This window comes from Cupriavidus sp. FW305-3-2-15-C-LB2, from assembly GCF_058787575.1.
In genome coordinates this window covers 29,966-55,102 of the sequence record NZ_JBYSZW010000046.1, presented here as the reverse complement: position 1 = coordinate 55,102, position 25,137 = coordinate 29,966, and the positions used below count along the sequence as shown (strand labels likewise).

General features: G+C 69.1%; 25 protein-coding genes. 11 read left to right on the top strand and 14 right to left on the bottom strand.

Annotated features, from left to right (window positions below; translation table 11 throughout):
• Positions 1-154 precede the first annotated feature (154 nt).
• Positions 155-859, top strand: a complete 705-nt coding sequence (locus tag AC3WRR_RS27020) for a tetratricopeptide repeat protein (RefSeq protein WP_010811455.1) — start codon at positions 155-157, stop codon at positions 857-859.
• 104 nt (positions 860-963) lie between these two features.
• Here the strand turns inward: AC3WRR_RS27020 and AC3WRR_RS27015 are convergent, their stop codons facing one another.
• Positions 964-1,794, bottom strand: coding sequence for a MerR family transcriptional regulator (locus AC3WRR_RS27015; RefSeq protein ID WP_010811456.1), 831 nt, complete (start codon positions 1,792-1,794; stop codon positions 964-966).
• Between the two features lie 98 nt (positions 1,795-1,892).
• Here AC3WRR_RS27015 and AC3WRR_RS27010 point away from each other — a divergent pair, with 98 nt between their 5' ends.
• The 3 genes from AC3WRR_RS27010 (at position 1,893) to AC3WRR_RS27000 (ending at position 5,021) form a co-directional block, all read left to right on the top strand.
• Entirely contained in the window at positions 1,893-2,837 is a 945-nt protein-coding gene (locus tag AC3WRR_RS27010; protein ID WP_010811457.1) for a LysR family transcriptional regulator, read from the top strand.
• Positions 2,838-2,959: 122 nt separating this feature from the next.
• On the top strand, positions 2,960-3,928 hold the full coding sequence (locus AC3WRR_RS27005; protein WP_011614342.1) for a Bug family tripartite tricarboxylate transporter substrate binding protein: 969 nt from the start codon (positions 2,960-2,962) through the stop codon (positions 3,926-3,928).
• Between the two features lie 118 nt (positions 3,929-4,046).
• Positions 4,047-5,021, top strand: a complete 975-nt coding sequence (locus AC3WRR_RS27000) for a M14 family metallopeptidase (RefSeq protein WP_058697467.1) — start codon at positions 4,047-4,049, stop codon at positions 5,019-5,021.
• 88 nt (positions 5,022-5,109) lie between these two features.
• Here the strand turns inward: AC3WRR_RS27000 and AC3WRR_RS26995 are convergent, their stop codons facing one another.
• The 5 genes from AC3WRR_RS26995 to AC3WRR_RS26975 all read right to left on the bottom strand — a co-directional run bounded on the left by AC3WRR_RS26995 (position 5,110) and on the right by AC3WRR_RS26975 (position 8,939).
• The gene (locus AC3WRR_RS26995; protein ID WP_011614344.1) at positions 5,110-5,652 is read right to left on the bottom strand and encodes an Sbal_3080 family lipoprotein; all 543 of its coding nucleotides are present in this window, start codon (positions 5,650-5,652) and stop codon (positions 5,110-5,112) included.
• Between the two features lie 139 nt (positions 5,653-5,791).
• A complete protein-coding gene (locus tag AC3WRR_RS26990) occupies positions 5,792-5,995 on the bottom strand; it encodes a hypothetical protein (protein ID WP_010811461.1) in 204 nt (67 codons plus the stop codon).
• 30 nt (positions 5,996-6,025) lie between these two features.
• Positions 6,026-6,595, bottom strand: coding sequence for an OB-fold putative lipoprotein (locus tag AC3WRR_RS26985; RefSeq protein ID WP_010811462.1), 570 nt, complete (start codon positions 6,593-6,595; stop codon positions 6,026-6,028).
• A gap of 41 nt (positions 6,596-6,636) precedes the next feature.
• A complete protein-coding gene (locus AC3WRR_RS26980; protein ID WP_492298608.1) occupies positions 6,637-7,881 on the bottom strand; it encodes a glycosyltransferase in 1,245 nt (414 codons plus the stop codon).
• A gap of 101 nt (positions 7,882-7,982) precedes the next feature.
• Positions 7,983-8,939, bottom strand: a complete 957-nt coding sequence (locus tag AC3WRR_RS26975) for a LysR family transcriptional regulator (protein WP_492298606.1) — start codon at positions 8,937-8,939, stop codon at positions 7,983-7,985.
• Between the two features lie 180 nt (positions 8,940-9,119).
• Here AC3WRR_RS26975 and AC3WRR_RS26970 point away from each other — a divergent pair, with 180 nt between their 5' ends.
• From AC3WRR_RS26970 to AC3WRR_RS26950, 5 genes are all read left to right on the top strand, one after another.
• Positions 9,120-10,094: a Bug family tripartite tricarboxylate transporter substrate binding protein gene (locus AC3WRR_RS26970; RefSeq protein ID WP_439668469.1), complete on the top strand. Its 975-nt coding sequence runs from the start codon at positions 9,120-9,122 to the stop codon at positions 10,092-10,094.
• A 47-nt stretch (positions 10,095-10,141) separates the two neighbouring features.
• Entirely contained in the window at positions 10,142-11,344 is a 1,203-nt protein-coding gene (locus AC3WRR_RS26965; RefSeq protein ID WP_037025277.1) for a CaiB/BaiF CoA transferase family protein, read from the top strand.
• Positions 11,345-11,409: 65 nt separating this feature from the next.
• Complete coding sequence (locus AC3WRR_RS26960; RefSeq protein ID WP_010811467.1) at positions 11,410-12,183, top strand: enoyl-CoA hydratase/isomerase family protein; 774 nt, start codon at positions 11,410-11,412, stop codon at positions 12,181-12,183.
• 55 nt (positions 12,184-12,238) lie between these two features.
• Positions 12,239-14,593 carry an acyl-CoA dehydrogenase family protein gene (locus tag AC3WRR_RS26955; protein ID WP_492298604.1) on the top strand — a complete coding sequence of 785 codons (2,355 nt, stop codon included), beginning with the start codon at positions 12,239-12,241 and terminating at the stop codon, positions 14,591-14,593.
• Positions 14,594-14,626: 33 nt separating this feature from the next.
• The gene (locus AC3WRR_RS26950; RefSeq protein WP_492298602.1) at positions 14,627-15,622 is read left to right on the top strand and encodes a tripartite tricarboxylate transporter substrate binding protein; all 996 of its coding nucleotides are present in this window, start codon (positions 14,627-14,629) and stop codon (positions 15,620-15,622) included.
• Between the two features lie 16 nt (positions 15,623-15,638).
• On the opposite strand, the gene mnmE is transcribed toward AC3WRR_RS26950, so the two are convergent.
• Both mnmE and AC3WRR_RS26940 read right to left on the bottom strand, forming a co-directional pair.
• The gene (gene mnmE / locus AC3WRR_RS26945) at positions 15,639-17,066 is read right to left on the bottom strand and encodes a tRNA uridine-5-carboxymethylaminomethyl(34) synthesis GTPase MnmE (RefSeq protein ID WP_041687099.1); all 1,428 of its coding nucleotides are present in this window, start codon (positions 17,064-17,066) and stop codon (positions 15,639-15,641) included.
• 71 nt (positions 17,067-17,137) lie between these two features.
• Positions 17,138-17,959, bottom strand: coding sequence for a CHAD domain-containing protein (locus tag AC3WRR_RS26940; RefSeq protein WP_041687101.1), 822 nt, complete (start codon positions 17,957-17,959; stop codon positions 17,138-17,140).
• 174 nt (positions 17,960-18,133) lie between these two features.
• Between AC3WRR_RS26940 and AC3WRR_RS26935 the strand changes: the two genes are divergently transcribed.
• Together AC3WRR_RS26935 and AC3WRR_RS26930 are read left to right on the top strand one after the other, a co-directional pair.
• Positions 18,134-18,571, top strand: a complete 438-nt coding sequence (locus AC3WRR_RS26935) for a PaaI family thioesterase (protein ID WP_010811472.1) — start codon at positions 18,134-18,136, stop codon at positions 18,569-18,571.
• Positions 18,572-18,602: 31 nt separating this feature from the next.
• A complete protein-coding gene (locus AC3WRR_RS26930; protein WP_492298599.1) occupies positions 18,603-18,989 on the top strand; it encodes a VOC family protein in 387 nt (128 codons plus the stop codon).
• A gap of 8 nt (positions 18,990-18,997) precedes the next feature.
• Here AC3WRR_RS26930 and tam read toward each other — a convergent pair whose 3' ends face one another.
• The 6 genes from tam to gatC all read right to left on the bottom strand — a co-directional run bounded on the left by tam (position 18,998) and on the right by gatC (position 24,873).
• Complete coding sequence (gene tam, locus AC3WRR_RS26925; protein ID WP_011614354.1) at positions 18,998-19,768, bottom strand: trans-aconitate 2-methyltransferase; 771 nt, start codon at positions 19,766-19,768, stop codon at positions 18,998-19,000.
• Positions 19,769-19,845: 77 nt separating this feature from the next.
• Complete coding sequence (gene gatB / locus AC3WRR_RS26920; protein ID WP_011614355.1) at positions 19,846-21,303, bottom strand: Asp-tRNA(Asn)/Glu-tRNA(Gln) amidotransferase subunit GatB; 1,458 nt, start codon at positions 21,301-21,303, stop codon at positions 19,846-19,848.
• Positions 21,304-21,393: 90 nt separating this feature from the next.
• Positions 21,394-22,485, bottom strand: coding sequence for a dienelactone hydrolase family protein (locus AC3WRR_RS26915; RefSeq protein ID WP_010811476.1), 1,092 nt, complete (start codon positions 22,483-22,485; stop codon positions 21,394-21,396).
• Positions 22,486-22,502: 17 nt separating this feature from the next.
• The gene (locus tag AC3WRR_RS26910) at positions 22,503-22,979 is read right to left on the bottom strand and encodes a hypothetical protein (RefSeq protein ID WP_010811477.1); all 477 of its coding nucleotides are present in this window, start codon (positions 22,977-22,979) and stop codon (positions 22,503-22,505) included.
• Positions 22,976-24,481 carry an Asp-tRNA(Asn)/Glu-tRNA(Gln) amidotransferase subunit GatA gene (gene gatA, locus AC3WRR_RS26905; RefSeq protein ID WP_010811478.1) on the bottom strand — a complete coding sequence of 502 codons (1,506 nt, stop codon included), beginning with the start codon at positions 24,479-24,481 and terminating at the stop codon, positions 22,976-22,978. The genes AC3WRR_RS26910 and gatA overlap by 4 nt, the downstream gene beginning before the upstream one ends.
• Positions 24,482-24,573: 92 nt before the next feature.
• On the bottom strand, positions 24,574-24,873 hold the full coding sequence (gatC, locus tag AC3WRR_RS26900) for an Asp-tRNA(Asn)/Glu-tRNA(Gln) amidotransferase subunit GatC (protein WP_011614358.1): 300 nt from the start codon (positions 24,871-24,873) through the stop codon (positions 24,574-24,576).
• Positions 24,874-25,137: the final 264 nt, after the last annotated feature.

The window sequence follows — 25,137 nt, the reverse complement described above, 5'->3', positions numbered from 1 at the left end:
AGACCTGGTTTTATCTGTGCGAGGAATGATCGTGGCAGATATTATGGCCGATTGATTATTCGCATGGATATTCCGGCGAGTCCGCGCCTGCCTACCGGCGCCGTGTCCTGACTCCTACACTGGAATCAGGAAGGCGCTGTGCCCGGAGTCCGCCATGTCGATTGCCCGCCCCCCGATTGCCGCCTTGCTCGCCGGCGCCACCGCCGCATGGCTGTTGTGCATGCAGGCGGCAGCCTCCGCACCGCAGCCGCCTGCCCCCGCGCAGGTCCAGACCCGCGACGCGGTCACCGCGTATGAAGCGGGCAACTTCGACCAGGCCCTGCGCGGCTTTGCCGATGCGGCCCGGCTGGGCAACCGTCTGGCCCAGTTCAACTACGCAATGATGCTGCTGCGCGGCGAGGGCACCGCCGCCCGCCCGCAGGAGGCGCTGGTCTGGCTGAAAAAAGCGGCCGACAACCAGATGACGCATGCCCAGTACACCTGGGGCGACCTTTACGAGCGCGGCGAACTGGTGCCGAAGTCACTGGAGGAAGCCAACCGCTGGTATGCACTGGCGGCACAGGGCGGGCATGTGCAGGCGCAGATGGCGCTGGCGACGAATTACTTCACTGGCCGGGGCGTGCCGCGCGACTACGGACAGGCGTTCATGTGGTACAGCCGCGCGGCCAGTGCCGGCGACGGCGGCGCGCAATACATCGTCGGCAGCTTCTACGAACACGGCGAGCCCGGCGTGGTCGACCGGGATCTCGAGCAGGCCAAGATCTGGTATGCGCGCTCAGCCGCGCACGGGGATCCGGGCGCGCTGGCGAAGTTGCGGTCGTTGCTGGAGGAGTCGGTGCGGGGAAGGGCGGCGAGGTAGCGCGGTGGGATGCGTGTGCCGGGAAGCGTCAACCATGTCCTCGCACACCTGTCACCTGTGTGCCCGCTCTGTACAGCGGGGGAGGGGGCCGGACCGGCGCGGAATCATGGCTTCCCGCCGCTGCCATCTTCCTCGTCATGCAGATGCTCGATGATCGCCGCCACCCGGTCCCCCAGGTATTTGTTGGCCGAGATCTCCAGCGCCCGCATCATCTCCGTCTCCGCCATCACCAGTGCCAGCGGGCGGATGCGCCACAGGATCTCCACCAGCCGCGGCACGTCCTGCGGCGGCGGCAGCTTGCCAATGCCAAAGCGGTCCAGCTCGCGCACCACGGTAGCGACGATATGGTCAGATACCGCCTGGAAATGCCCGCGCGACTGCGCGATGATCTCCAGCACGTCTTCCAGCGCAAAGCCCGCCTGGGCGATCTCCGCGCCCGCGGCCAGCGCGCGCGGGCTGCGCGCGAGATAGCCCAGGCCGTCCGGTTCCAGCAGCCCCAGCGAGATCGCCTTGGCCAGGGCCGGGCGCGAGATCGCGCGGCCGAACAGCCGCGCCAGCGCCAGGTAGGAGTAGTGCCGCGGCGTCTCGTTGGTCCACGGGCTGCTGATGGCAGTCTCCAACCCAAGGATCGAGCGCAGGTCGTGCCCTTCGACGATGGCCTTGAGCAGCTCGGTGATATTGGCCAGCGTATAGCCGCGCGCCAGCAGGTGGTGGATCAGCTTGAGCCGTCCCAGGTGCGCTTGCGTGTAGATGCCGACGCGCCCGCGCCGCTGCGGCGGATCGATCAAGCCGCGGTCCTGGTAGGAGCGCACGTTGCGCACCGTGGTGCCGGCCACGCGCGCCAGCTCGTCGATGGTGTATTCCGGGGCGGGCGGCGTGGTGTCGGACGCCTGGCTGGTCGGGGACGAGGGGTGGCGGCGCCGGATCAGTGTCATGCGAAAAATTCTAACCGAGGAATGCGGCAGGCAAAGGTGGCGGCCGGTATTGCCGATAATGAGGGCATTGCCGCCCCACCTTCAACGGTCCGCCTTCCATGCATATCCGCTGGCTTGAAGACTTCGTCTGCCTGGCCCAGGCCGGCAGCCTGGCGCGCGCCGCCGAGCTGCGCAACGTGACCCCGCCCGCGTTTGGCCGCCGCATGCAGGCGCTTGAGGTCTGGGCCGGCGCCCCGCTGATCGACCGCAGCGCGTTCCCGGTGCGGCTGACCGCCGAAGGGCGCCAGTTCCTGGAAGCCGCGCAGAGCGCCTTGCGCACGCTGGACGAGACCCGCGTGGCGCTGCGCGCCGCGCACCGCGCCGACGCCAGCACGGTCACCATCGCCACCGGCAAGACCCTGGCGCGCTCGATGGTGCCGGCGTGGCTGGCGGGCCTGCGCGAGGCGCTGCGGCACGACCCCGCGGCGGCCGGTTTCCGCACGCAGCTGTCGACCTTCCCGATGCATGACGCGCTAGCCATGTTTGCCGAGGGCGATGCCGATTTCCTGCTCTGCTACAGCCCGCCGGACCTGCCGGTGATGCTGGATGACGCGCGCTACCAGTTCCACCTGGCCGGCGTGGAGCGGCTGGTGTGCGTCAGCGCCGCCGATGCGCGCGGCGCGCCGCTGCACCGGCTTGCGACCGGCAAGGCTGCGGCGAAGCCGGTGCCCATGATCGCCTACGCCGAGACCCTGACACTCGGCCGCATGGTCAACCAGGAGATCGCGCGCCGCAAGCTGGCGCCGCGGCTGGACGTGATCGCGGTCAGCGACTTTGCCGAGTCGGTGCACGAGATGGTGCGCCAGCGCATGGGCCTGGCCTGGCTGCCGGCACGCCTGATTGCTGACGACCTGCACGCCGGGCGCCTGGTGCGTGCCATCAGCGGCGCGCGCAGCGATGATGGCGGCGACCTGGCGCTCGATATCCGCCTGTACCGCCCGCGCGCGCCGATGCGCCCGCTGGCCGAGGCTTTCTGGCAGGCGGCGGTGCAGGCACCGCGCTGATGCGCCTTCGGCCACCATTGCCGAATCGGCAACCGCCCTTGCCAAAGCTGCACGCCGGGCCGGTTCCGCGCTCACTACCATCGCTCCACAACAACCATTCCGGGACCCCCAGAGCCAAGACCATGAAGACCATCCTGCGCGCGGCCGCTGCCGCACTCTGCCTTGCCGCTTCCGCCGGCGCCGTTGCCTCCGCCTGGCCCGCCAAGCCGATCACGCTGGTGGTGGGCTACACCGCCGGCGGCAGCGTCGACCTGGTGGCCCGGACCATTGCCCCGGAGCTGGGCAAGCGCCTGGGCCAGAGCGTGGTGATCGAGAACCTGGGCGGCGCCGGCGGCACCATCGGCGCGGCCAAGGTGGTCAAGGCCGAGGCCGACGGCTACACCCTGCTGATGGGCTCGGGCAGTGAAGTGTCGATCGCCCGCCTGACCAACCCCGCCGTGCGCTACGACGGCGAAAAGGACCTGGTGCCGGTGACCTTCGTCGGCACCCAGCCGATGGTGCTGGTCGGCAAGCCCGGCCTGGCGGCCAGGAACGCGGCCGAGCTGATTGCGCTGGCCAAGGCCCAGCCGGGCAAGCTGTCGTATGCCTCGTCGGGCGTGGGCACGCCGCTGAACCTGGCCGGCGAGCTGATCAAGCAGCAGGGCAAGGTCAATATCACGCACGTGCCGTACAAGGGCGCGTCGGCCATGGCTACCGACCTGCTCGGCGGCCAGATCGACCTGGCGGTAATGGTGCTGTCGTCGGCGCTGCCGCATATCCAGGCCGGCCGCGTGCAGGCCTACGGCGTGACCAACGCCAAGCGCTCGCCGGTGGCGCCGAACGTGCCCGCGCTGGCCGAGACGCCCGCGCTCAAGGGCGTCGACATGGGCGTGTGGTTCGGCCTGATGGGCCCGGCCAGGCTGCCGCAAGCGGTGGTGGAGCGCCTGAACACCGAGATGCAGGCCGTGCTGGCCATGCCGGATGTGAAGAAGAAGCTGGCAGAAGCCGGTGTGGAAGTGGCGCCTGCCAATCCGGCGCAGTTCGGCAGCTTTATCAAGCGCGAGACGGGGCGCTATCGCACCATCGTGCAGACCGCTGGCATTCATGAATAAGTGAGGTTGCGGGGCGGCGTCGCTTCTTGCAAGTGCCCGCCGCCCTTCCTCAACTCGATTCACAACAACGACCCCGCAGGCATACGACCTGCCAGGCGCCCTGAACGCACCGATTCCCATGACCCAGCCCACCGCACCGATCGACGCCTACCCAGTCGATGTCGCGTTCCCCGACATCCGCGCCTACGCCGCCGGCAATACCGGCATCCCCTACCTGTACACCTTCGACAGCGGCCAGCCCGGCCCGCACGTGATGGTCAACGCGCTGACCCACGGCAACGAGGTCTGCGGCGCCATCGCCGTCAAGGCGCTGCTGGACCACGGACTGCGCCCGCGCCGCGGCCGGCTGACGCTGGCGTTTGCCAACGTCGACGCGTACCACAGCTTCGATGCCGCCAGGCCCGACGCATCGCGCTTTGTCGACCAGGATTTCAACCGCGTGTGGACCGCCAGGGTGCTGGATGACGCCAGCCTGGATTCATCGGAGCTGCGCCGCGCGCGCGCCATGCGGCCGGTGATCGACACCGTCGACCTGCTGCTGGACCTGCATTCGATGCATGAGAAAAGCCGGCCGCTGATCGTCTCCGGCCCGCTCGACAAGGGCATCGCCCTGGCGCGCGCGCTGGGCGCGCCGGCCGATGTGATCGTCGACGAAGGCCACCCCGAAGGCCGCCGCATGCGCGACTACGATGGCTTTGGCGATGCCGCCAGCCCGCGCAATGCACTGCTGATCGAGTGCGGCCAGCACTGGGAGCCCGCCGCCGTGACCGTGGCGCAGGACAGCACCGCGCGCTTCCTGCTGCATGCCGGCGTGATCGATGCGAGCGACTTGCCCGCAGGCTGGCTGCAACCGCTGCCCGCCACGCAGCGCGTGGTGCGCGTGACCGAGCCGGTGGTGGCCACCAGCATGGACTTCCGCTTTGCCGGCCCCTATACCGGGCTGGAGACCTTTACCGAGGCCGGGACCGTAATCGGCTGGCGCGACGGCGAGCCAGTGGTGACGCCGTATCCGGATTGCGTGCTGGTGATGCCGTCGCTGCGGCAGCTGCGCCCGGGCGTGACCGTGGTGCGCCTGGGGCGGCTGGAGCGCTGATCCGGGTACGCTGGGCCGGGCGCGGCTGCGCCCGGCAAGATGCTGCGCAGAGAGGCATGGTCCGGCCCTCCGGTTGACTGCTGACAGGCTAGGCCGCCGGGGCGGCCGTGCCCGCCGGCGGCGGGGGCGGCGGCAGCATGCCGGGGAACAACTGTTCGACCAGTTCATCCAGCTTGGACGACGGCTGCACGAAGTTGCTCAGGTTGAGCCCGCCCGCGCTGCGGTTGGCGTTATAGATGGCCTTGCCGACACGGTCGCCGTTGCGGAACACGGTGATGTCCGCGCTGTTCAGGTACGCAGTCCAGTACCAGGCGCTGCGCGCCGTGTACAGCGCCACCACCGGGCATGCCGCGATCGAGGTCTGCGCCTGCAGCACCTTCACCTCAAAATTGCGCCGCCGCAGCGATGAGAGAAAGTTCTCGACAAAGTCATTGCCTGTGACCGGGTTCACCACCACGCACAGGAGCGTGCCGTTGGCGCCGTAGTTGCCCAGCGGGCCGCCGCCAGCGGGCACCTGGAACGCGACCAGGGGATCGGTGTGGTCGGGCCGGTCGACCGGGGTCACTGCCTGGTAGGTCGAGCAACCGGTGATCAGCAGGCCAAGGCCTGCGGCCAGCATAGCTTTGTACATGGATGTCCTGTGTGGCTGGGGCGGGCTGCCATGCAAGACACAGTGGCCACCGCATACCTTCACACTGTAGGCGCCGGCACGCCGATCCAATCGTCCAAACAGAAGCGCAAAACGGCCGCTTCTGCGCCGCGGTGGCGCCTCAGCCGCCCGCGCCGCCGCCTTGAGCCAGCCGGCCCACCAGGACCAGGCACAGCCCGGCAAGGCAGACCCCGATCACTGCGACCTGCAGCCGCGTGACGGGTCTGCCGCCAAACAGCGTCTGGCTGAGCCAGGCGGGCGAAACCACGCCGACGATGGTGGCCACCATGATCAGGATGGCAAGGACGGACAGAACGGATTGCATGGCGGGACTCCGGAATCTAGGATGGCGCGATCAGTTGGCGCCGCCGCGCAGCAGGCAGTCGCGCAGCAGCGGTGCGCCATCCGCCAGCCCTGCGCCGTTGCATTCCAGCGCGACCTTCTGGCCGCGCCGCACCATGGTGGCTCGTGCTTCCACCTCGCACACCCGCCCTGCCGGGCCGCAGATCTGGCGTTGCAGCAGCAGTGCGCGCACATTCACGCCGGGATCGTTGGTGCGGATATCGACAAAGACCTGGTCGCGCTCGCGGCGAATGCCGCTGGCGACGCCTTCGACGATCAGGTACTGGCCCAGGTAGCGGGTGTCGGCTTCCTTGGGGTTGTCGCGGTAGTCATTCAGCAGCGTGTCGGCCTGGAGCTGCGGCAGCCGGTCCGCGGGGCGCTCCGGGTCGATGCTGATCGGGTCGAGCGTGCCATCGCGCGGGATCCCGCGCACGACGCTGGCCGGCACCGCGCTGGCTTCGGCCTGCGCCTCGGGCGCGGCATCGCCGACATCGTCGCGGCGGTCATTGCCGGCAAACCACAACATGCCAAGGACGGCCACGGCGACGATGGCAACAAGGATTTGCTGGGTACGGTTCAACATCGGAAGGTCCTGCGTCAGTGAATGCGGAAGGCGGAACGGGATTATGCGCCCTGCCTGCCGCAAAAGCGCTCAATCGCCGCCACGGCGTGGTCGACGCCACGCTCGGCGGCCATCGCGCGGCCCAGCCTGGCGGCCCGTTCGCGCGTGGCCGGCTGCTCGGCAAAGGCGATCATCGACGCCAGCCGCGGCGCGTCGATCTTGTGCCCGGCGACATGACGCGGCGCCACGCCCAGTGCCGCCAGCCGGCCCGCCCAGAAGAACTGGTCGCCCGCAAACGGCAGCACAATCGCCGGCACGCCCGCCGCCGCGGCCGCATGCGTGGTGCCCGCACCGCCGTGATGGATTGCCGCCGACACGCGCGGCAACAGCCAGTCATGCGGGGTGGCGCCTACTACGTGAAAGTTGGATGGCAACGCCGCCACGTCGATGCCGCTCCAGCCTGGATAGAACAGCGCGCGCCGGCCATCGGCCGCCTGCACCAGCGCCGTCACCACCTTGTGCCGGTCAAAGCCCGCCATGCTGCCAAAGCCGATATACAGCGGCGCCTCGCCGGCCGCCAGGAAGTCGCGCAGCGGCGCGTCCGGTTGCCAGTCCGGCTGCGGCGGCATGGTCCACGCGCCGCTCACCAGCCAGTCGTCATGCCAGTCATGCGGACGCGGGACCAGCTGCGGCGAGATCGCGCACAGCGTAGGAAAGTCCGCCCACATCGCCTTGCGTGCCGACGCGCCGAACAGCCTGGAGCGCGCAGCATTGGTCGCGCTACGGAACATGCGCCACAGCACGAAGTTGATCACGTGGTGGCTGGCGCGATTGGCCCACCCCGGCATCCTGAACGGCGGCAGCAGCGCGGACGGAAAGGCCCGCGTCGGCGAGATCGGGAACATGCCCGCGCCGATCACCGGCTTGCCCAACTGCTCGCTCACCGACAGCGCCACATACGCCGTCAGCCCCGAGAACACGATGCCGTCCGCATCGCGCGCAGCCTCCGCCAGCTGCGCCATCCACGCCTCGGTGTTGTCCTCGGCAATGCGCGCGAATGCACGCGTGGCCTCGGCGACGTTGCCGCCTTCGGTCATCAGCTTGTGCAGCGCGCCGCCGGGCGCCAGCGTCTGCTGGATATCGCCTGCCATCGGCGCGAAGGCGAGGCCGTGCTCTGCCGCGAGCGTGGCCGCCGAGCGTTCGCCCAGCATCAGCACGTCATGGCCGGCGGCGCGCAGGCCGAGGCCCAGCGCGACGATGGGGCGGCAGTCGCCCTGGGTACCGAAGGTGATCAGGATGAGGCGCATGGCGGGGGAAAGGTGCGATGCAAAAATCCGCATCGCAGCTTCGATTGTGGTGTTCCCGACAGTTTACCCGGGCGTAGCTTGCACAGTAGGCCAGCCTGGCCTCAGGAAGCGTGTGCCGGCCAGCGGCCGTCGGCGACCAGGGCCTGCACCGTGTCGGAAATCAGCGCTTGCACGGTCGATGCGGCCATCGACAGTGGGGTGGTGGCAGAGCGGCACAGGTAGACCGGCCGCGAAATGCCGGGCTCGACGATGCGGGCCGCGGACAGCAAGCCGCCGCGCAATTCGCGGCGGACCGACGCATAGGACAGGATGGTGAAGCCGACCCCCGCCGCGGCCAGCTCGATCAACTGCGGAATGGCGTTGACCTCCGCCAGCACGCGCAAGCTGACGTGATGGGATTTCGCATGGCGGTCGATCAGCGCGCGCAGGCCATGCAGCCCGGCCGGCAGGAGCATGGCGTAGTCAACCAGTTCGGCGAAGGCGACCTGGCCGACCGTGCCCGGACTGCCGCTGGCATTCGGCGCCCCATGGAGCGCGCCAGGGGGTCCCACCAGGACCAGGTCCTCGTCCAGCAGATGCTCGAACAGCAGCCCGGCGCCAGGATCCACCTGGAAGGTCAGGCCGATGTCGATGTGCCCGCTGAGCAGGCGCTCCGGGATATAGCCCGTGCTCAGTTCGATGATCTGGAGCTGGATCTTCTGCCAGCGCGCCAGCGTCTCGCGCACCAGCGCCAGGGTCAGGATCTGCGCCATGGACTGGGGCAGGCCGATCGCGACACGGCCCGCCGGCTCGGCCACGAAGTCGCGGACATCCTCGCAGGCCAGGTCGACGCGGGTCAGGATGTCCTTGGCGTGGCTCACGAAGCGCAGGCCGGCCGCCGTGGGTAGCACGCCCCTCTGGGTACGGTCGAACAGCCTGACGCGTAGTTCTTGCTCGAGTTGCTTGATCTGGAGGCTCAGCGCCGGCTGGGCCAGATGCATGTGCTCGGCCGCCCGCGAGATCGAGCCTGCGGACACGACGGCCAGGAAGCACCGCAGATCCCGTATATCAATGGCCATGATGGGATTTCCAGCAAACGCGCGACAAGGCGGGGAGCTCAGTATATAAAAATTATATGTATGGCATCGTGAAACGGTCTTTTACTTATAGCAAGGCCGGCGCCATAGTGGCAACCAGATTCCCATCCTGCCAGGCAAGCGTGTCCGGCCAGGGACAAGGGAACCACACCGGAGACTGCCATGACATTCAGCCGCCGCACCCTGCTGCTCGGCACTGCCGCCGCCTTGCTGGCCCGGCACGGGTTTGCACAGGGCTGGCCTTCCAGGCCGGTCAGGATCGTGGTGCCGTTCGCGGCGGGAGGTCCGGGCGATTTCGTCGCGCGCCTGGCCGCGAAGCATCTCGCGCAGGTGCTGGCGCAGCCGGTCTTGGTCGAGAACAAGCCAGGCGCCAGCGGCAACCTGGGAGCGCAGTTCGTGCTGGACACGGAGGCCGATGGCCATACCCTGCTGCTGAACACGGTCGGCATGCAGGCGGTCAATCCCCTGATGTACCCAGCCGCGCGCTTCCTGCCGCAGCGCGATTTCGTGGCCATCGGCATTGCCGCCACCGTGCCGAACGTGCTGGTGGTCCATCCGGGCAAGCTCGGTGTCTCGACCATGGGCGACCTGGTCAGGCTTGGCAAGCAGCGGCCCGGCAACCTCACCTTTGCCACCTACGGGCCGGGGAGTTCTCCGCATATCTACGGTGCGCTGCTCCAGCGGCTGGCCGGCTTCTCGGCCATTGAAGTGCCGTACAAGGGCAGCGCGCCGGCCAGCAGCGATGTGATGGCGGGCCAGGTGGACTTCCTGTTCGACAGCATGACCACCTGCGTGGGCCAGATTCAGGGCGGCAAGCTGAAGGGGCTGGCGATCACCTCGGCAGAGCGGTCGCCGCTGTTGCCGGCCGTCCCCACCATGAAGGAGGCGGGCTACGGCGGCCTGGCCCTGAAGTACTGGCTGTCGCTCCAGGCTTCGGCCAGGACCCCGCCTGAGATCGTGTCCGCGCTGCGCCAGGCCCTGGCCAGGGCGCTGGCCGATCCCGCCTATCAGCGCGCCCTGGCCGCGCGTGGCGCAGAGCCGCTCCTGATCGCCCCGGCGCAAGTGCAGGCCTTTGTCGACCGCGATGCTGAACGCTGGACTGCCGCGGCCCGCAGCATTGGCATTCGGGCGGAATAGCCGCCACCCGGCCCTCTCATCCGACTTTACATCCATTGAAACTGCCCATGCTTGCGCTACAAGGAATTCGCGTGCTGGACCTGAGCAAGGTGCTGGCCGGCCCGCTGTGCGGCCAGTATCTGGGGGAACTCGGCGCCGACGTCGTCAAGGTCGAGCCGATCGGCGTGGGGGACGATACCCGCGCCTGGCTGCCGCAGGAGCAGGGCCAGTCGGCAACCTTCCTTTCGGTCAACCACAACAAGCGCAGCATCGCGGTCGACCTCAAGACCGCCGAGGGACAGCAGCTCGTGCAGACCCTGGCCGCCGGCGCGGACATCGTGCTGCAGGGCTTCGGCGGAGGCACCGCGGCCCGGCTGGGCGTGGACCATGACAGCCTGAGCGCGCGCAATCCCCGCCTGATCTACTGCGAGATCTCCGGCTATGGCCGCACCGGCCCGCTCGGCAACGAGCCCGGCTATGACGTCATGCTGCAGGCGTTCAGCGGCATGATTAGCACCATGGGCGATCCGGCAGGCAAGCTGGCGCGCGCCAGTTTCTCTCCGGTCGACCTGGGCACGGGCATGCATGCCTTCAGCGGCATCCTGGCCGCGTTGATCGAACGCGAAAAGACCGGGCACGGCGTCTACCTGGAGGTCTCGCTGCTCGATACCGCGCTCGGCTTCATGGGCTACATGGCGCAGAACTACTGGCGCACCGGCCGGGCGCCGGCGCGCATGGGGACCGCGCACCCCGCCATGGCCCCGTACCAGGCCTTCGATGCAGCGGATGGCCCGCTCATGATCGGCGTCGGCAACGATGCCCAGTGGCGCCGCTTCTGCACGGTCGCCGGGCTGCACGACCACGTCGATGACCCCGCGTTCGCCACCAATGCGGCGCGCGTGGCCAACTTCGCGCGCACCGTGGACCTCGTGCAGCGCCGCATCGCCACGCAGCCGGTCGCATTCTGGCTGCAGGCATTGCGCGTGGCAGGCGTGGCCTGCTCGCCCATCCACACACTCGACCAGGCCCTTGCCCACCCGCAGCTGGAGGCGCGGCAGCTGGTGGTCGAATCGGAACACCCGGTGCTGGGCACGGTCCGGAACATGGGTTTGCCGGTGCGGTTTCGCGACGGCAAGCGGCAGGCGCACCGCGCGCCGCCCTTGCTGGGGCAGCACACCGAGGAAATTCTGCGCGAGGCAGGCTTTGGCCCCGACATGATCCGGCGCTACCAGGCCGACGGCATCGTGGCGGTCGCCGGATCCGTCACGTAGTGAGCGCGAGGCAAGCCCGCCCCCAAGTCAACTGAAGCCCGTCCCATATCCACTCAATGGAATCCATGTCCTCCATCCGCTATGCCGTGCGCGACCAGGTCGCCGAAATCCAGCTGGACAGCCTGCCAGTCAATGCGCTGAACGAGGCCATGATCGACGACCTGATCGGCGCCTTGCGGCGCGCCGCCGAAGACGACTCGGTGCGCGCCGTCATCCTCGGCAGCGCCATCCCGCGCCGCTTCTGTGCCGGCCTGCGGCTCGATGCCGTGCAGCAGTCTTCACCGAGCCAGCTCTATGCGCTGGTGGAGAAACTCTATGTGGGGTTGTGCGAGGCGCAGTTCCAGCTGAAGAAGCCGTCGATCGCGGCGGTCGAGGGTGCGGCGCGCGGCGGTGGCATGACCCTGGCCATCTCGTGCGACATGATCGTCGCGGCCGAGGACGCAACATTTGGCTATCCCGAGATCGACGTCGGCATGATCCCTGCCATCCACTACACGCATCTGCCGCGCATCGTCGGGCGCCACCGCGCCTTTGACCTGCTGTTCACCGGGCGCGCATTCGATGCCGACGAAGCCTGGCGGCTTGGCCTGGTCAGCCGCGTCGTGCCGCAGCCGGACGTCATGCGCGAAGCCCGGGCGCTGGCGCAATCCTTCTGCGAGAAATCGCCCACCATCGTGCGGATGGGCCGCGCCGCCTTCCTGCGCGCCAACGACTCCGACTACCGCCGCGGCGTAGCCGGTGCGGTGGAGAGCTTCGGGAATATCGCGGTAACCGATGACGCAAAGGAAGGCGTGGCGGCGTTCGTGGAGAAGCGCAAGCCGGCATGGTCGCCAGGGTGACTGTGATCCCGTCAGGAGAACGCAACCCAGCAGTGCTTTCATCAAAGGGCCAACCATGCCAGATCATTCCCGAGCCGATCGCCTCGAAGCATTCCGCCAGGAGGTTCGCAGCTTCCTGCGCGAGGTGGTCCCGCCCGATATCCGGGCCGCTTCGCGCGCCCATTGCCTGGTGACGCGCGAGCAGGCCGTGCGCTGGCAGCGGATCCTGCATGCGCGCGGGTGGGCGGCACCTGGCTGGCCGCGGGAGTACGGCGGCCCGGGATGGTCGCTGGTGGAGCAGGCAATCTTCCGGGAAGAGCTGGCGGCCAGCGACGCGCCGCGCTATGACAATCTCGGCATCGATACCATCGGACCCACGCTGATCCGCTATGGCACGCCCGAGCAGTGCCGGCGCTTCCTGCCCGGCATGCTGTCCTTCGATGACTTCTGGGCGCAAGGCTATTCCGAGCCCGACGCCGGGTCCGACCTAGCGTCTTTGCGCACCGTTGCGCGCCGCGATGGCGACGAATGGGTCGTCAACGGCAGCAAGATCTGGCAGACCCTGGGCCAGTGGGCCAACTGGGCACTGGTGCTGGTCCGCACCGATCCGTCTGCCCGACGCAAGCAAGAGGGCATCTCGGTGCTGCTGATGGACCTGCGCACACCGGGCGTGACGGTGCGGCCGATCCGCTTTATCAACGGCGCGCACTTCCACGTGCAGATGTTCTTCGACGACGTGCGGGTGCCCGCGGCCAACCTGGTGGGCGTGGAACACGCCGGCTGGTCCATCGCCAAGGGACTGCTGGTGATCGAGCGCCTGTTCGTCGCCCGGGTGGGAGACTGCAAGGCGGAGCTGGCCAGCGTCGCGAAACTGGCCGGCAAATGGCGCCCGGGCCCCGGCGCGCAGATCGACGATGCCTTGCTGGCGCGCCGGCATGCCGAGCTGGACATTCGCATGCGCGCGCTCGAAGCCGCGTGGTGGCCGGCAGTGCGGTTTGCTGAGCAGGGCGGCAGCCCTGAGCTGGAAGCCTCGCTGCTCAAGCTCGATGGCAACCTGCTGCTGCAGGACCTGCACACGTTCAAGCTGGATGCGTTGGGCGCCCGAACATTGCCCTTCGATCCCCGCGCGATCGATGGCGAGCCCAGTCCGGAGCCGCTATCTCCTGGCCATGCCGAGAATTTTCCGCTGCACTACTGGCGCTACCGTGGCATCACGCTGGCCGGGGGCTCGTCGGAGATACAACGCCAGATCGTTGCCAAGGCTGTGTTCGGCGGACTGACCGAGATCGACCGCCCCCGCCAGGACCAGATGGACGAGCAGCAGGCGATCATGGACGGCACCCTGCGCCGCTGGCTGGACAAGCACTACGGCTTCGAGCGCAGGCGCGAGGTCGTGGCTGCCAGGGACGGCTTCGACCCTGCCGCATGGGCTGCCCTTGCCGAGCTGGGCCTGACCGGCCTGCTGATCCCGGAGTGCGACGGCGGCCTGGGCGGCACCCTGTCCGACCTCATGCCATTGCTGGAAGCGCTCGGCGAGGCCCTGGTGGTGGAGCCCATGCTCTGGAGCGCGGTCCTCGGCACGCAGGTGCTGCTTGGCGCGGAGAACGCAGAAGGACGCGAACCGCTGCTCGCAGCGCTGGCCAGCGGCCAGGCCCGCTGCGCGCTGGCTTATCGCGAGGGCCAGTCCCGCCGCGACGTCCACCATCCTGAAACCGTTGCGCGCCGGGATGGCGCGCACTGGCGCCTGCACGGCGTCAACCGGCTGGTGATGGGCGCCGCCCAGGCGCAGCATCTGTTTGTTACGGCTTGCCTGCCTGAAGGCGGGCTGGCGCTGTTCGATGTGCCGAGCCAGGCGGCCGGTGTCGGCCTGCGTGCCTATCAGCTCCACGACGGGCGCAGCGCGGCGGACATTCGCTTCGACAACGTCGAACTGCCTGCGTCCGCGCTGCTCTGCGGCGCGGACCACGCCACGGCGTTGCTGGACGACGCGCTGGAACTTGCCACCCTCGCCCTCTGCGCGGAAAGCATCGGGGCCATGCGGCGATCGCTTGCCCTCACGGTTGAGTACATGCGCATGCGCAAGCAGTTCGGCCGCACCCTTTCAGAGCAGCAAGTGCTTCAGCATCGGGTGGCCGACCACTATCGCGGCTGGCATGCCGCACGCCAGCTGGTGCGCGAAGCCGTTGCAGGCTGGTCCCTGGTGCCGCCGGCCGAGCGCTCGCGCCGCGTCAGCGCCGCCAAGTACATGGTTGGCCATGCCAGCCGTGTGCTTGCGCTTGACGCCCTGCAACTGCATGGGGCGATCGGCATGCAGGACGAAACCCCGATCAGTCACTACAGCAAGCGCCTGATGGCCAACGATGCACTGCTCGGCAATGCCTCGGCGCATCTCGGGCGCTTTGTCGATGCCGGCCATCGCTCGCAGGCGTGAACAGGACAACACTGAGAAGAAAGAGGCAATGCCATGCAAGCACTCCGCAGTACCAGGCGCCTGGCGCTCGCACTTGCCGCTGCCCTGGGCGCAATGATGGCGGCCCCGGCTGTGTCCGCGCAAACGGGCGCGGCGTGGCCTGCGCGGCCGGTTACCATCATCGTGCCGGGCGCGGCAGGGGGCACGATCGATATTCCCATCCGCCTGCTCGCGCAGAGACTGAGCCTTCGCCTTGGCCAGCCTGTCATCGTGGACAACCGGCCCGGCAGCGGGGGCATCATCGGCACACAGGCGGCGCTACGCGCGCCCGCCGACGGCTACACGCTCCTGGCCGGGAATGTCGGGCCGCAGGCCATCAACTACAGCGCCTACAAGACCCTGCCATACAAGCCGGACGACCTGGTGGGGATTACCGATGTCATCTCTTTTCCCAGCGTCCTGGTCGTCAACGCACAGTCGCCGATCCGGAGCGCCGCCGACCTGGTCGCGCAAATGAGGGCGCAGGCGGGAAAGCTGTCCTTCGGCTCCTCCGGCATCGGCCAGACCAGCCACCTGACCGGCGAACTGCTCAAGCAGCGCACGGGAACGGATGCCATTCACGTTCCCTATCGCGGTTCCACGCCGGCGACCACCGCGCTGCTGGCCGGTGAAACGACTTTCCAGTTCGACAACCTGACCCAGGCCCTGCCGCATATCCGGGCCGGCAAGCTGCGCCCGCTCGCCGTGACGTCGGCACGGCGAATCCCCAGCCTGCCCGAGGTGCCGACCATGGAGGAAACCGGGGTGGGCAACCTCTTGTCGACGGCGTGGATCGGCATCTTTGTGAAAGCCGGCACGCCGCCGGAGATCGCAGCCAGGCTGCATGAGCACCTGGTCGCGGTCCTGCGCGCCCCGGACGTGGTTACCGAAATCAGCCGGATGGGCGGTATTCCAGGCGGACAGGCACAGGAGAGATTCGCCGCCTTTGTCACGGCGGAACGCTTGCGCTGGAGCGAAACCATCAAGACATCGCAGCTGAGCCTGGATTGAGGTCAGGCGCTGCGCCTTATTTTCCGATGCAAAACCGCGTAAAGATCGTCCCCAGCAGATCATCACTGGTGAACTCACCCGTAATGCTGTTCAGGCAATCCTGTGCCAGCCGCAGTTCTTCGGCAAACAGGTCCAGCGCCTGCGCCTGGTGCTCGGCCTGCTCGGCGGCGATATCCAGGTGCGATTGCGCATTCCGCAGCGCCGTCAGGTGCCGCTCGCGCGCCAGGAAGTTGCCTTCATTGCCCGACTGCCAGCCCACCAGCCGCAGCAGCTCACGGCGCAGCAGTTCAATGCCGGCCCCGGTGCGCGCCGAGATCCAGATCTCGGTCGGGTTGGGGCCGTTGGCGGCGACCACGTGCGGGCGGTTGCCGCCGAAGACGACATCGCCAACCGCGGGCGCCTTGTCGATCTTGTTGACGATGCGCACGATCGGCGAGCCCGGCGGCAGCTGGCCGCTGAGCTGGTCGTCGATGGCGTCGTCAGTCTCTGACAGGCCATGGCGCAGGTAGTCGGTGGCGTCGACCAGGTGCAGCACGATGTCGGCGCGGCGGATGGCGTCCCAGGTGCGTTCGATGCCGATGCGCTCGACTTCGTCGGCGGCATGCTCGCGCAGGCCGGCGGTGTCGATGATATGCAGCGGGATGCCGTCGATCTGGATGGTCTCGCGCACGCGGTCGCGCGTGGTGCCGGCGATGGGCGTGACGATGGCCAGCTCCGCGCCGGCCAGCGCGTTCAGCAGCGACGACTTGCCCACGTTGGGCTGGCCCGCCAGCACCACCGACAGGCCCTCGCGCAGCAGCGCGCCCTGGCGCGCCTGCGCCAGCACGCCGCTCAGTTCGGTGCGGATGGTGGCAAGCTGGCCGCGCGCGTCGGACTGCTCCAGGAAATCGATCTCTTCTTCGGGGAAGTCCAGCGTGGCTTCGACCAGCATGCGCAGGTGGATGACCTTGTCCACAAGCTGGCGGATGGCGTTGGAGAATTCGCCCTCCATTGAACGCGCCGCCGAGCGCGCCGCGGCCTCGGTGCTGGCTTCGATCAGGTCGGCCACGGCCTCGGCCTGGGCCAGGTCGAGCTTGTCGTTGAGGAAGGCGCGCCGCGTGAACTCGCCGGGCTCTGCCAGGCGCAGGCCGATGCCGTCGCCCGCTTGCAGGCAGCGTGTCAGCAGCATCTGCATCACCACCGGCCCGCCGTGGCCCTGCAGCTCGAGCACTTCCTCGCCGGTATAGGAATTGGGCGCCGGGAAATACAGCGCCAGGCCGTGGTCGATGACCTTGCCATGGCCATCGAGGAACGGCAGGTAGGTGGCGTGGCGCGGCTTCAGTGCCTGGCCGCAGACGGAGCGCATCACGGGGCCAACATCGGGGCCCGACACGCGCACCACGCCGATGCCGCCGCGTCCGGGCGCGGTGGCGATGGCGGCAATGGGAACCTGGGGAGCAGTCATGGCGCTATTGTCGCAGATCGGGTGCGGTTGGCGTGGCACGCGGTGGGCAGGCCGCCATGGCGGGCGGGTGGTCAGCTGGCACCGGGCAGCGGGCGCGGCGGCGCCTCGTCCGGCATTGCCTGCGCCTGCAGGCAATCGGCCAGCAGCCGGCGCGCGACGATGCCGTCGACAAGGCGGCCGAGCTTTGCCTGCCCTTTGACCAGCTTGCGATGCAGGTCCCTGGTGTAGCGGGATGGCAGCACCGGCTCGAATGCCTCGATCACATAGCGCAGTCGCTTGCCGGCGATGCGCTGCTCATGCACCGCGCGGGGATCGCCGCGGCGTGCGGCCTTTGCCAGCGCGCGCAGGCGCTTGCGGCCGCGGCGCACGCGCTTGCGCGCAAAGGGCCCGAGGCGGCCACCGCCATTGCGGGCGCGGGCGGCCAGCTGGGCCAGGTGCGCCAGGTCGCGATGCAGCGCTGGCAGCGGCCAGTCACGGTAACCGGCCAGGGCCGCCAGCATGGTTTGCCGTGCGGTGTCGCGGCGCTCTCGGGCGGTGTCGGCGATGGCCGACAGCACGGTATCGTCCGGTTCCAGTTTGCGTGCCGGGGCAATGGTTTCGGCCAGGAATACGTCCCAGTCGCGCACGTCGCTGGTGGCGCGCGCCAGCATGCGCAGGTCATGCTTCCAGCGATCGCGCTCCTGCCGCGGCAACGACGGCCCCAGGGCCCAGAGCACCGCGCGCGCATGGCGCACCGCCACGCGCAGCGCGTGCAGGTCTTCGGGCTCGTCGCGGCGCAGCAACTGGGCCAGGCTCGCTTCGATGCGCGCCAGGCTTGCCTGCGTCAGCGCGGCAAAGGCCGCGGCGGGCCGCGTCTTGCGGCGCAGTGGGGGGGGATGGGTGTCGGCGATCATTGCGGGCTGCATGCGCTCAGGCGCGCACTCGGGTCGCGGATGCTTCCAGTGTAGGCGACGGCACGCCGGCCCGCTTCCGCGCGGCGTAACAGGCGCATGGATGGTTGACAGCCCCGCGCCTTCACGCTGCAATGCGCACATCCCGGTGATGCAGTGACCCGACAAGGAACAGCCATGACCACCGAACAGGAACGGCTTCTGCTGCGCGACACCATCGAGGCGGGCTTTCGCCAGGCCGCCTTTGTCAACGATGTCGGCATCACGCTGGCGGACTGCGGGCCCGGCTGGTGCGAATCCACGCTGGCCATTGCGCCGCGCCACCTGCAGCACGGCGGCATCGTCCATGCGGGCGTGCAGGCCACCATCGCGGACCACACCGCGGGCGCGGCGGCATCCACCATCCTGGAGGCAGGCCAGCACGTGGTCACCGCGGAGTTCAAGATCAACCTGCTCAGGGCCGTGCGCAGCGAACGGCTGCGCTGCCGTGCCGATGTGCTCAAGTCCGGCCGTTCGATCATCGTGGTGGAGGCGGATGTCTTCGCCGACGTCCACGGTGAATCGGTGCTGGTCAGCCGCCTGAACGCCACCATGAGCGTGCTGGACCTGGCCTGAGCCCCCTCCCACCGTTGAAAGGAAGCGATCCATGATCGACCACACCGGCGTAAGCGTCAGTGACTACGGCAAGAGCCGCGCCTTCTACCAGGCGGCGCTGGGCGCCATCGGCTATGTGCTGGACAAGGAATTCCCGGCCAGCGTCACCGGCAGCACCGATGTCGCAGGCTTCGGCCCACCGGGGCAACCCGACTTCTGGATCCACCGCGGCACGCCCAGCCAGCCGCCGCTGCATGTGGCCTTCCGCGTGGACAGCCGCGAGACCGTCGATGCCTTCCATCGCGCGGCGCTGGCCGCGGGCGGGCGCGACAACGGCGCGCCGGGCATCCGCGCGCACTACCACCCCAACTACTACGGCGCCTTCGTGCTGGATCCGGACGGGCACAACATCGAAGCGGTGTGCCACAAGCCGGCGTAGGGCTGGCCTCAGCGCGTCGCGACGATAAACAGGCGCGGGAACGGCAGCAGCACCGACCCGTCCGGCAGCGCCGGGTACGCCTTGGCAATCTCGGTCTGGTAGCGCGCCAGGTAGGCGGCGCGCTCGGCCTCGTCCAGCGGTTGCAGGAAGGGGCGCAGGCCGCTGCCCTTGAACCACTCCACCACCGCGGCCGGGCCGTCCGCCAGCGGATGGTGGTACGTGGTCAGCCATACGTCCACGCGCTGGCACAGCGGGCGCAACAGCTCGTAGTACCACTGCGCCGGGGCACGCTCGGCGCGGGCCTTGCTGGCGCCGGCGAGCTTTTCTGCCCACGGGCTTTCCGTCGCCACCTGGCGCATCAGCCGGTGCGCGGGTTCTTCCAGGTTGTCCGGCATCTGCACGGCCAGCGTGCCGCCGGGAGCGAGCCTGGATACCAGTGCCGGGAACAGGCTGGCGTGGTCAGGCAGCCACTGCAGCACGGCATTGGCCAGGATCACGTCATAGGGCCCGGCCTCGTCCCAGGCGCCGATGTCGGCCACGCGGAACTGCACCGCGGGCAGGCGCTTGCGCGCCGCATCGACCATGTCCTGCGAGCTGTCCAGCCCGGTCACCGACGCCCCCGTATAGCGCGCCAGCAGCACCTCGGTGGAGTTGCCCGGCCCGCAGCCGATATCCACCGCGCTGCGCGCGATCTCATTGGGGATGGCAGCCACCAGGTCGCGGACCGGGCGGGTGCGTTCGTCTTCGAAGGCGACGTATTGGTGGGCGGACCAGCTCATGGGGGATCTCCTGACTTTTAGAGCAGGCCAGTAGGATACGCCTGCCGCAGCGGTTCGCTGGCCCTGTCAGCCAGCCCTTACCCCAGCTTCTTCTTCAGCAGCTCATTCACCTGCGCCGGATTGGCCTTGCCCTTGGTCGCCTTCATCGCCTGCCCGACCAGCGCATTGAACGCCTTCTCCTTGCCCGCGCGGAATTCCTCGACCGACCTGGCGTTGGCAGCCAGCACGTCGTCGATGATCTTCTCCAGCTCGCCGGTGTCGGACATCTGCTTCAGGCCCTTGGCCGCGATGATGGCGTCGGCATCGCCGCCGTGCTCGCCGGCCCACATCGCCGGGAACACGTCCTTCTTGGCGGTGTTGTTCGATACCGTGCCGTCGGCGATGCGCGCGAGCAGCCTGGCCAGTTGCGCCGGCGTGACCGGTGCGGCGTCGATGGCGATGCCTTCGCGGTTCAGCTGCGAGGCCACGTCGCCCATCAGCCAGTTGGCCGCGGGCTTGGCGTTGGCGGCGCCGGCGTCGGCCACCACGGCCTCGTAGTAGGCGGCGAAGGCCTTGGTCGCGGTCAGCGTGGTGGCGTCATAGGCCGACAGGCCGTACTGCGAGACAAAGCGCGCCTGCATCGCCACCGGCAGTTCCGGCAGCTCGCCGCGCACGCGCTCGACCCAGCTCGCGTCGATTTCCAGCGGCATCAGGTCGGGGTCTGGGAAGTAGCGGTAATCGTGCGCGTCTTCCTTGGTGCGCATGGCGCGCGTTTCGCCCGTTTCCGGGTCGAACAGCACGGTGGCCTGCTGGATCTTGCGGCCGTCCTCGATCTCGGCGATCTGCCACTGCACTTCGTACTCGATGGCCTGCTGCAGGAAGCGGAACGAATTCAGGTTCTTGATTTCGCGGCGGGTGCCGAATTCCTTCTGGCCGAGCGGGCGCACCGACACGTTGGCGTCGCAGCGGAAGCTGCCTTCCTGCATGTTGCCATCGCAGATGCCCAGCCACACCACCAGCGAGTGCAGCGCCTTGGCATAGGCCACGGCTTCGGCGGCGCTGCGCATGTCGGGCTCGGTGACGATTTCCAGCAGCGGGGTGCCGGCGCGGTTCAGGTCGATGCCGGTCATGCCGGCGAAGTCTTCGTGCAGGGACTTGCCCGCGTCTTCTTCCAGGTGGGCGCGGGTCAGGTTGACGGTCTTTTCGTAGAACTCGCCCTTCCTGCCTTCGACCTGGATGGTGATGGTGCCGCCCTGTACCACCGGGATCTCATACTGGCTGATCTGGTAGCCCTTGGGCAGGTCGGGGTAGAAGTAGTTCTTGCGCGCAAAGACGCTGCGCGGCGAAATGGTGGCGCCGATCGCCAGGCCGAACTGGATGGCGCGCTCGACCGCGCCCTTGTTGAGCACCGGCAGCACGCCCGGCAGCGCCAGGTCCACCGGCGAGGCCTGCGTGTTGGCCTCGGCCCCGAAGGCGGTGGAGGTGCCGGAAAAAATCTTGGAGGCCGTCGAAAGCTGAGCGTGCGTTTCGAGGCCGATCACCACTTCCCATTGCATGGCGGTATTCCTGTTCGGTTCTTTCGGTTCTGTCTGTTGCGGTGGAGCGGCGCAGCCGCCCCGGGGTTCAGTCTGGTCTTGCCCCGGCCCTCAGGGGTCGGGGCTGGCAAGCCATGAGTCGAGCTGGGCCAGCGCGGCCACGCGGGCCACCGCATCGCCGCCGACGGTGACGCCCTGGGTCTTGCGCATGCCCGCCGGTACGTCGCGGCGCATATGCAGCTCGCTGGTGCCGTCAAAGCCGTGATAGGCGCCGGGGTAGATCTCCAGCCGGAAGCGCGCGCCCGGCTGGCGCGCCAGCACCGCGCTTTGCAGCATGGCGCAGCGGGTGGCGGGCGTCCAGTCGTCGGCGCCGCCGATCATCAGCAGCATAGGCGCGCGCAGGCGGAAGTTGTGCTGCTGCACGGCGCGCCTGCAGCCCGGGTAGAACGCCACCGCACGCTCCACCTGGGGCGTGCCGGCCGGCCACGGGCGGCTGGCATCGACGGTGGCCAGCACCGCCTGCGCGCCGTTGGACCAGCCCAGCAGCACGATACGCGCGGTGTCGACCGCCGGCTGCTGCGCCACCCAGCGCAGCGCGGCCAGCGCATCGGCGCGGCGCGTGCGGTCGTCGATGCCGCGCGCGTCGATGGGTTCGGAGCAGATGCCGTGGGGCCTGCCGCGCGCGCTGAAGCTGTCGGGCATCAGCACGGCATAGCCGCGCTCGTTCAGCCAGTGCGCGTATTCGCGGTAGCGTTGCTGCAGCAGTCCGGAAACGTCCGCCTGGGCGGTTCCGGCGGCACCCGCCGCGCTCGCGCGCGCGGGGCGCGCGGACAGCAGGCCGCCGCAGCCGTGCAACGCCACCACCACCGGCAGCGCGCGCGGGGTGGCGCCCTCGCGCGGCAGGAACCAGTAGGCGGTGAGCGCGGGCGTGGCCGCATCGCCGCGCAGCTGGACACGCTGCGCCGGCACGGGTGCCGTGGCCGCGGATCCTGGCGCGGCCCGGCTCACCGCATTCGGCGCCAGCACGCCGGCGGGCGTCAGCGGCGCCGGCTGCGCCAGCGCGGGCGCGGGCAGTTCCGGTGTATGCGCGGATGCGCCGGCCAGCCATGCGCCCAGCCCCAGTGCCACCGCGGCGCGCAGCACCGCCACCGCCGGACGGGCGGTGCGCGGTGAGCGTTGCGGGGTGGCGGGTGCGTGGGTCATGGCCGGCTTCGGTGGCTTCAGCGCGTGCGGGCGCAGGCGCCGCTGCCCGGCTCGAACATCACGGGCCAGGCTTCTTCGTAGACGCCGGGGGTGCAGCGCTGCTGGCAGTTGGCGTGCGCCAGCGTAACGCGGCGCGGGTCCTGCCAGACCATCAGCTTGCAGCCGCTGCCGTCATTGGCGCGCAGCTCGATATGCGGCTTCTTCTGGACCTGGCGGAAGTCCGCCAGGTTGAAGCTGCACGAGCCGCGCTTGCCTACCCACAGCTTCCACGACAGCTGCTGCACGCTGTTGTCCGACACGCGCAGCTGGGCGTCTTCGCGGAAGCCGTCTTCCTCGGTGCGGCGGCAGTCGCCGGCCAGGTCGATGTCGCGGCTGGCGATTGGAGCGGGCCGGCCCAGCCCGCCCGGCAGCGGGATGCAGCCGGCCACCGCCGCGGCGAGCGCGGCCGCGGCCATCAGGCGCAGGGTCAGCGAGGAGCGCGCGGTCATGTTCATGCCTTGCCCGGACGGCGCAGGTGCCAGTCGGTCGCCTGCTGGAACGCGTGCGCGGTCTGCAGCAGGCGCGCCTCGTCGAAGTAGTTGCCGATCAGCTGCAGGCCCACCGGCATGCCGGCCTCGCCAAAGCCGCACGGCACGCTCATGCCGGGCAGGCCGGCCAGGCTGGTCGACAGCGTGAAGATATCGGCCAGGTACATCTGCACCGGGTCCGAGGTCTTCTCGCCCAGTTTCCACGCCACCGTCGGCGCCACCGGCCCCATGATCACGTCGCACTGGGCGAAGGCACGCTGGAAGTCGTCGGCGATGATGCGGCGGATCTTCTGCGCCTGCAGGTAGTAGGCGTCGTAGTAGCCATGCGACAGCACATAGGTGCCGACCATGATGCGGCGCTTGACCTCGGCGCCGAAGCCTTCGGCGCGGCTCTTCTTGTACATGTCGAGCAGGTCGCGGTATTCGGCCGCGCGGTGGCCGTAGCGTACGCCGTCAAAGCGCGACAGGTTGGACGAGGCCTCGGCCGGCGCGATCACGTAGTACACCGGGATCGACAGCTCGGTCTTTGGCAGCGTCACCTCGACCAGCGTGGCGCCCAGCTTTTCATACTCGGCCAGCGCGGCGCGCACGGCCTGCTCGACGTCGGCCGACAGGCCCTTGCCGAAGTATTCCTTCGGCAGGCCGATGCGCAGGCCGGCGAGCGGGCGCTCGGTAGTGGCGCCGGCGCGCGGCTGGCCCAGCAGGCGGGTGTAGTCCTCGTCCACGCCGCCCTGCGCGGGCGTGATGCTGGTGGAGTCCCTGGGGTCGAAGCCGGCCATGGCGTTGAGCAGCAGCGCGCAGTCTTCGGCGCTATGGGCCATCGGGCCGGCCTGGTCCAGCGACGAGGCGAAGGCGATCATGCCGTAGCGCGACACGCGGCCGTAGGTCGGCTTGATGCCGGTGATGCCCGAGAACGACGACGGCTGGCGGATCGAGCCGCCGGTGTCGGTGCCGGTGGCGGCGGGGGCCAGGCCGGCGGCCACGGCCGCGGCCGAGCCGCCCGACGAGCCGCCGGGCACGCGGCTGGTGTCCCAGGGGTTGCGCACCGGGCCGAAATGCGAGTTCTCGTTGGACGAGCCCATCGCGAACTCGTCCATATTGGTCTTGCCCAGCGTGACCATGCCGGCCGCGGCCATGCGTTCGACCACGGTGGCGTCGAACGGGCTTTCATAGTTGGCCAGCATCTTCGAGCCGGCGGTGGCACGCCAGCCGCGCGTGACGAACACGTCCTTGTGCGCGATCGGCACGCCGGTCAGCGGCGCGGCCTCGCCGCGGGCGCGGCGTTCATCGGCGGCGCGCGCCTGCGCCAGGGTCCGCTCGGCATCGACGTGGATAAACGCGTTGAGCGCGGCAGCCTGCTCGATGCGGGCCAGGTACTCGCGTGCGAGTTCCTCGGCGGAGACGGAGCGCGCGGCCAGCGCATCGGCTAGCTGGCGCAGGGAGGTCACGGAATCAGCGGAAAAGGGCATGACAGTCGGTTGGCATCAGGGGGTGGCGTACTGGCGGATGGCCGGCGCCGGACAGGCATGCACGGGTGCGTCGGGTCCGGGCCGGGCGGCGGTCATTCGATGACCTTGGGCACCAGGTACAGGCCGTCTTCGGTGGCCGGCGCGGGGCGCTGGTAGTCGGCGCGGCGGTCGGATTCGGTGACCACGTCCTCGCGCAGGCGCTGGACCATGTCGCGCACGGCTGACAGCGGGTGGGCCAGCGGCTCGATGCCGCTGGTGTCAACCGCCTGCATCTGCTCGACCAGCGAGAAAAAGTTGTTCAGCTGCGCAAGCGTCTGGGCGGCCTCGTCATCGCTGATTTCGATGCGGGCCAGGTGGGCGATGCGCTTGACGTCGGATAGAGCGAGGGCCATGGCGTGGTGGTTCGGATGCTCGGATGCGGGGGCGCGGGCTGCGCCGGCGGCTGGCTCATGGGGCGGCTGCGTCGCACGGCCCGTGGCCTGACCGGGGGCGCCGGAGTGGCGCCCCGGAGTCGTCGGAATTACAGGTATTTTCAGGCTGTAAACGCCCGAAGCAGCAGGAATTATAAGGTATCATTGCGAGTTACCGACCCTTGGCAACGCTTACGCCACATGGCCGCAGGCCGGCCGCTGGCCGGCGCGCTTGCGCCTGGCATC

What these genes read in the sequence shown, in the direction of transcription:
- AC3WRR_RS27020 (WP_010811455.1), top strand. Translation starts at nt 155, where the DNA reads ATGTCGATTGCCCGCCCCCCGATTGCCGCCTTGCTCGCCGGCGCCACC.
- AC3WRR_RS27015 (WP_010811456.1), bottom strand. Translation starts at nt 1,794, where the DNA reads ATGACACTGATCCGGCGCCGCCACCCCTCGTCCCCGACCAGCCAGGCG.
- AC3WRR_RS27010 (WP_010811457.1), top strand. Translation starts at nt 1,893, where the DNA reads ATGCATATCCGCTGGCTTGAAGACTTCGTCTGCCTGGCCCAGGCCGGC.
- AC3WRR_RS27005 (WP_011614342.1), top strand. Translation starts at nt 2,960, where the DNA reads ATGAAGACCATCCTGCGCGCGGCCGCTGCCGCACTCTGCCTTGCCGCT.
- AC3WRR_RS27000 (WP_058697467.1), top strand. Translation starts at nt 4,047, where the DNA reads ATGACCCAGCCCACCGCACCGATCGACGCCTACCCAGTCGATGTCGCG.
- AC3WRR_RS26995 (WP_011614344.1), bottom strand. Translation starts at nt 5,652, where the DNA reads ATGTACAAAGCTATGCTGGCCGCAGGCCTTGGCCTGCTGATCACCGGT.
- AC3WRR_RS26990 (WP_010811461.1), bottom strand. Translation starts at nt 5,995, where the DNA reads ATGCAATCCGTTCTGTCCGTCCTTGCCATCCTGATCATGGTGGCCACC.
- AC3WRR_RS26985 (WP_010811462.1), bottom strand. Translation starts at nt 6,595, where the DNA reads ATGTTGAACCGTACCCAGCAAATCCTTGTTGCCATCGTCGCCGTGGCC.
- AC3WRR_RS26980 (WP_492298608.1), bottom strand. Translation starts at nt 7,881, where the DNA reads ATGCGCCTCATCCTGATCACCTTCGGTACCCAGGGCGACTGCCGCCCC.
- AC3WRR_RS26975 (WP_492298606.1), bottom strand. Translation starts at nt 8,939, where the DNA reads ATGGCCATTGATATACGGGATCTGCGGTGCTTCCTGGCCGTCGTGTCC.
- AC3WRR_RS26970 (WP_439668469.1), top strand. Translation starts at nt 9,120, where the DNA reads ATGACATTCAGCCGCCGCACCCTGCTGCTCGGCACTGCCGCCGCCTTG.
- AC3WRR_RS26965 (WP_037025277.1), top strand. Translation starts at nt 10,142, where the DNA reads ATGCTTGCGCTACAAGGAATTCGCGTGCTGGACCTGAGCAAGGTGCTG.
- AC3WRR_RS26960 (WP_010811467.1), top strand. Translation starts at nt 11,410, where the DNA reads ATGTCCTCCATCCGCTATGCCGTGCGCGACCAGGTCGCCGAAATCCAG.
- AC3WRR_RS26955 (WP_492298604.1), top strand. Translation starts at nt 12,239, where the DNA reads ATGCCAGATCATTCCCGAGCCGATCGCCTCGAAGCATTCCGCCAGGAG.
- AC3WRR_RS26950 (WP_492298602.1), top strand. Translation starts at nt 14,627, where the DNA reads ATGCAAGCACTCCGCAGTACCAGGCGCCTGGCGCTCGCACTTGCCGCT.
- mnmE (WP_041687099.1), bottom strand. Translation starts at nt 17,066, where the DNA reads ATGACTGCTCCCCAGGTTCCCATTGCCGCCATCGCCACCGCGCCCGGA.
- AC3WRR_RS26940 (WP_041687101.1), bottom strand. Translation starts at nt 17,959, where the DNA reads ATGATCGCCGACACCCATCCCCCCCCACTGCGCCGCAAGACGCGGCCC.
- AC3WRR_RS26935 (WP_010811472.1), top strand. Translation starts at nt 18,134, where the DNA reads ATGACCACCGAACAGGAACGGCTTCTGCTGCGCGACACCATCGAGGCG.
- AC3WRR_RS26930 (WP_492298599.1), top strand. Translation starts at nt 18,603, where the DNA reads ATGATCGACCACACCGGCGTAAGCGTCAGTGACTACGGCAAGAGCCGC.
- tam (WP_011614354.1), bottom strand. Translation starts at nt 19,768, where the DNA reads ATGAGCTGGTCCGCCCACCAATACGTCGCCTTCGAAGACGAACGCACC.
- gatB (WP_011614355.1), bottom strand. Translation starts at nt 21,303, where the DNA reads ATGCAATGGGAAGTGGTGATCGGCCTCGAAACGCACGCTCAGCTTTCG.
- AC3WRR_RS26915 (WP_010811476.1), bottom strand. Translation starts at nt 22,485, where the DNA reads ATGACCCACGCACCCGCCACCCCGCAACGCTCACCGCGCACCGCCCGT.
- AC3WRR_RS26910 (WP_010811477.1), bottom strand. Translation starts at nt 22,979, where the DNA reads ATGAACATGACCGCGCGCTCCTCGCTGACCCTGCGCCTGATGGCCGCG.
- gatA (WP_010811478.1), bottom strand. Translation starts at nt 24,481, where the DNA reads ATGCCCTTTTCCGCTGATTCCGTGACCTCCCTGCGCCAGCTAGCCGAT.
- gatC (WP_011614358.1), bottom strand. Translation starts at nt 24,873, where the DNA reads ATGGCCCTCGCTCTATCCGACGTCAAGCGCATCGCCCACCTGGCCCGC.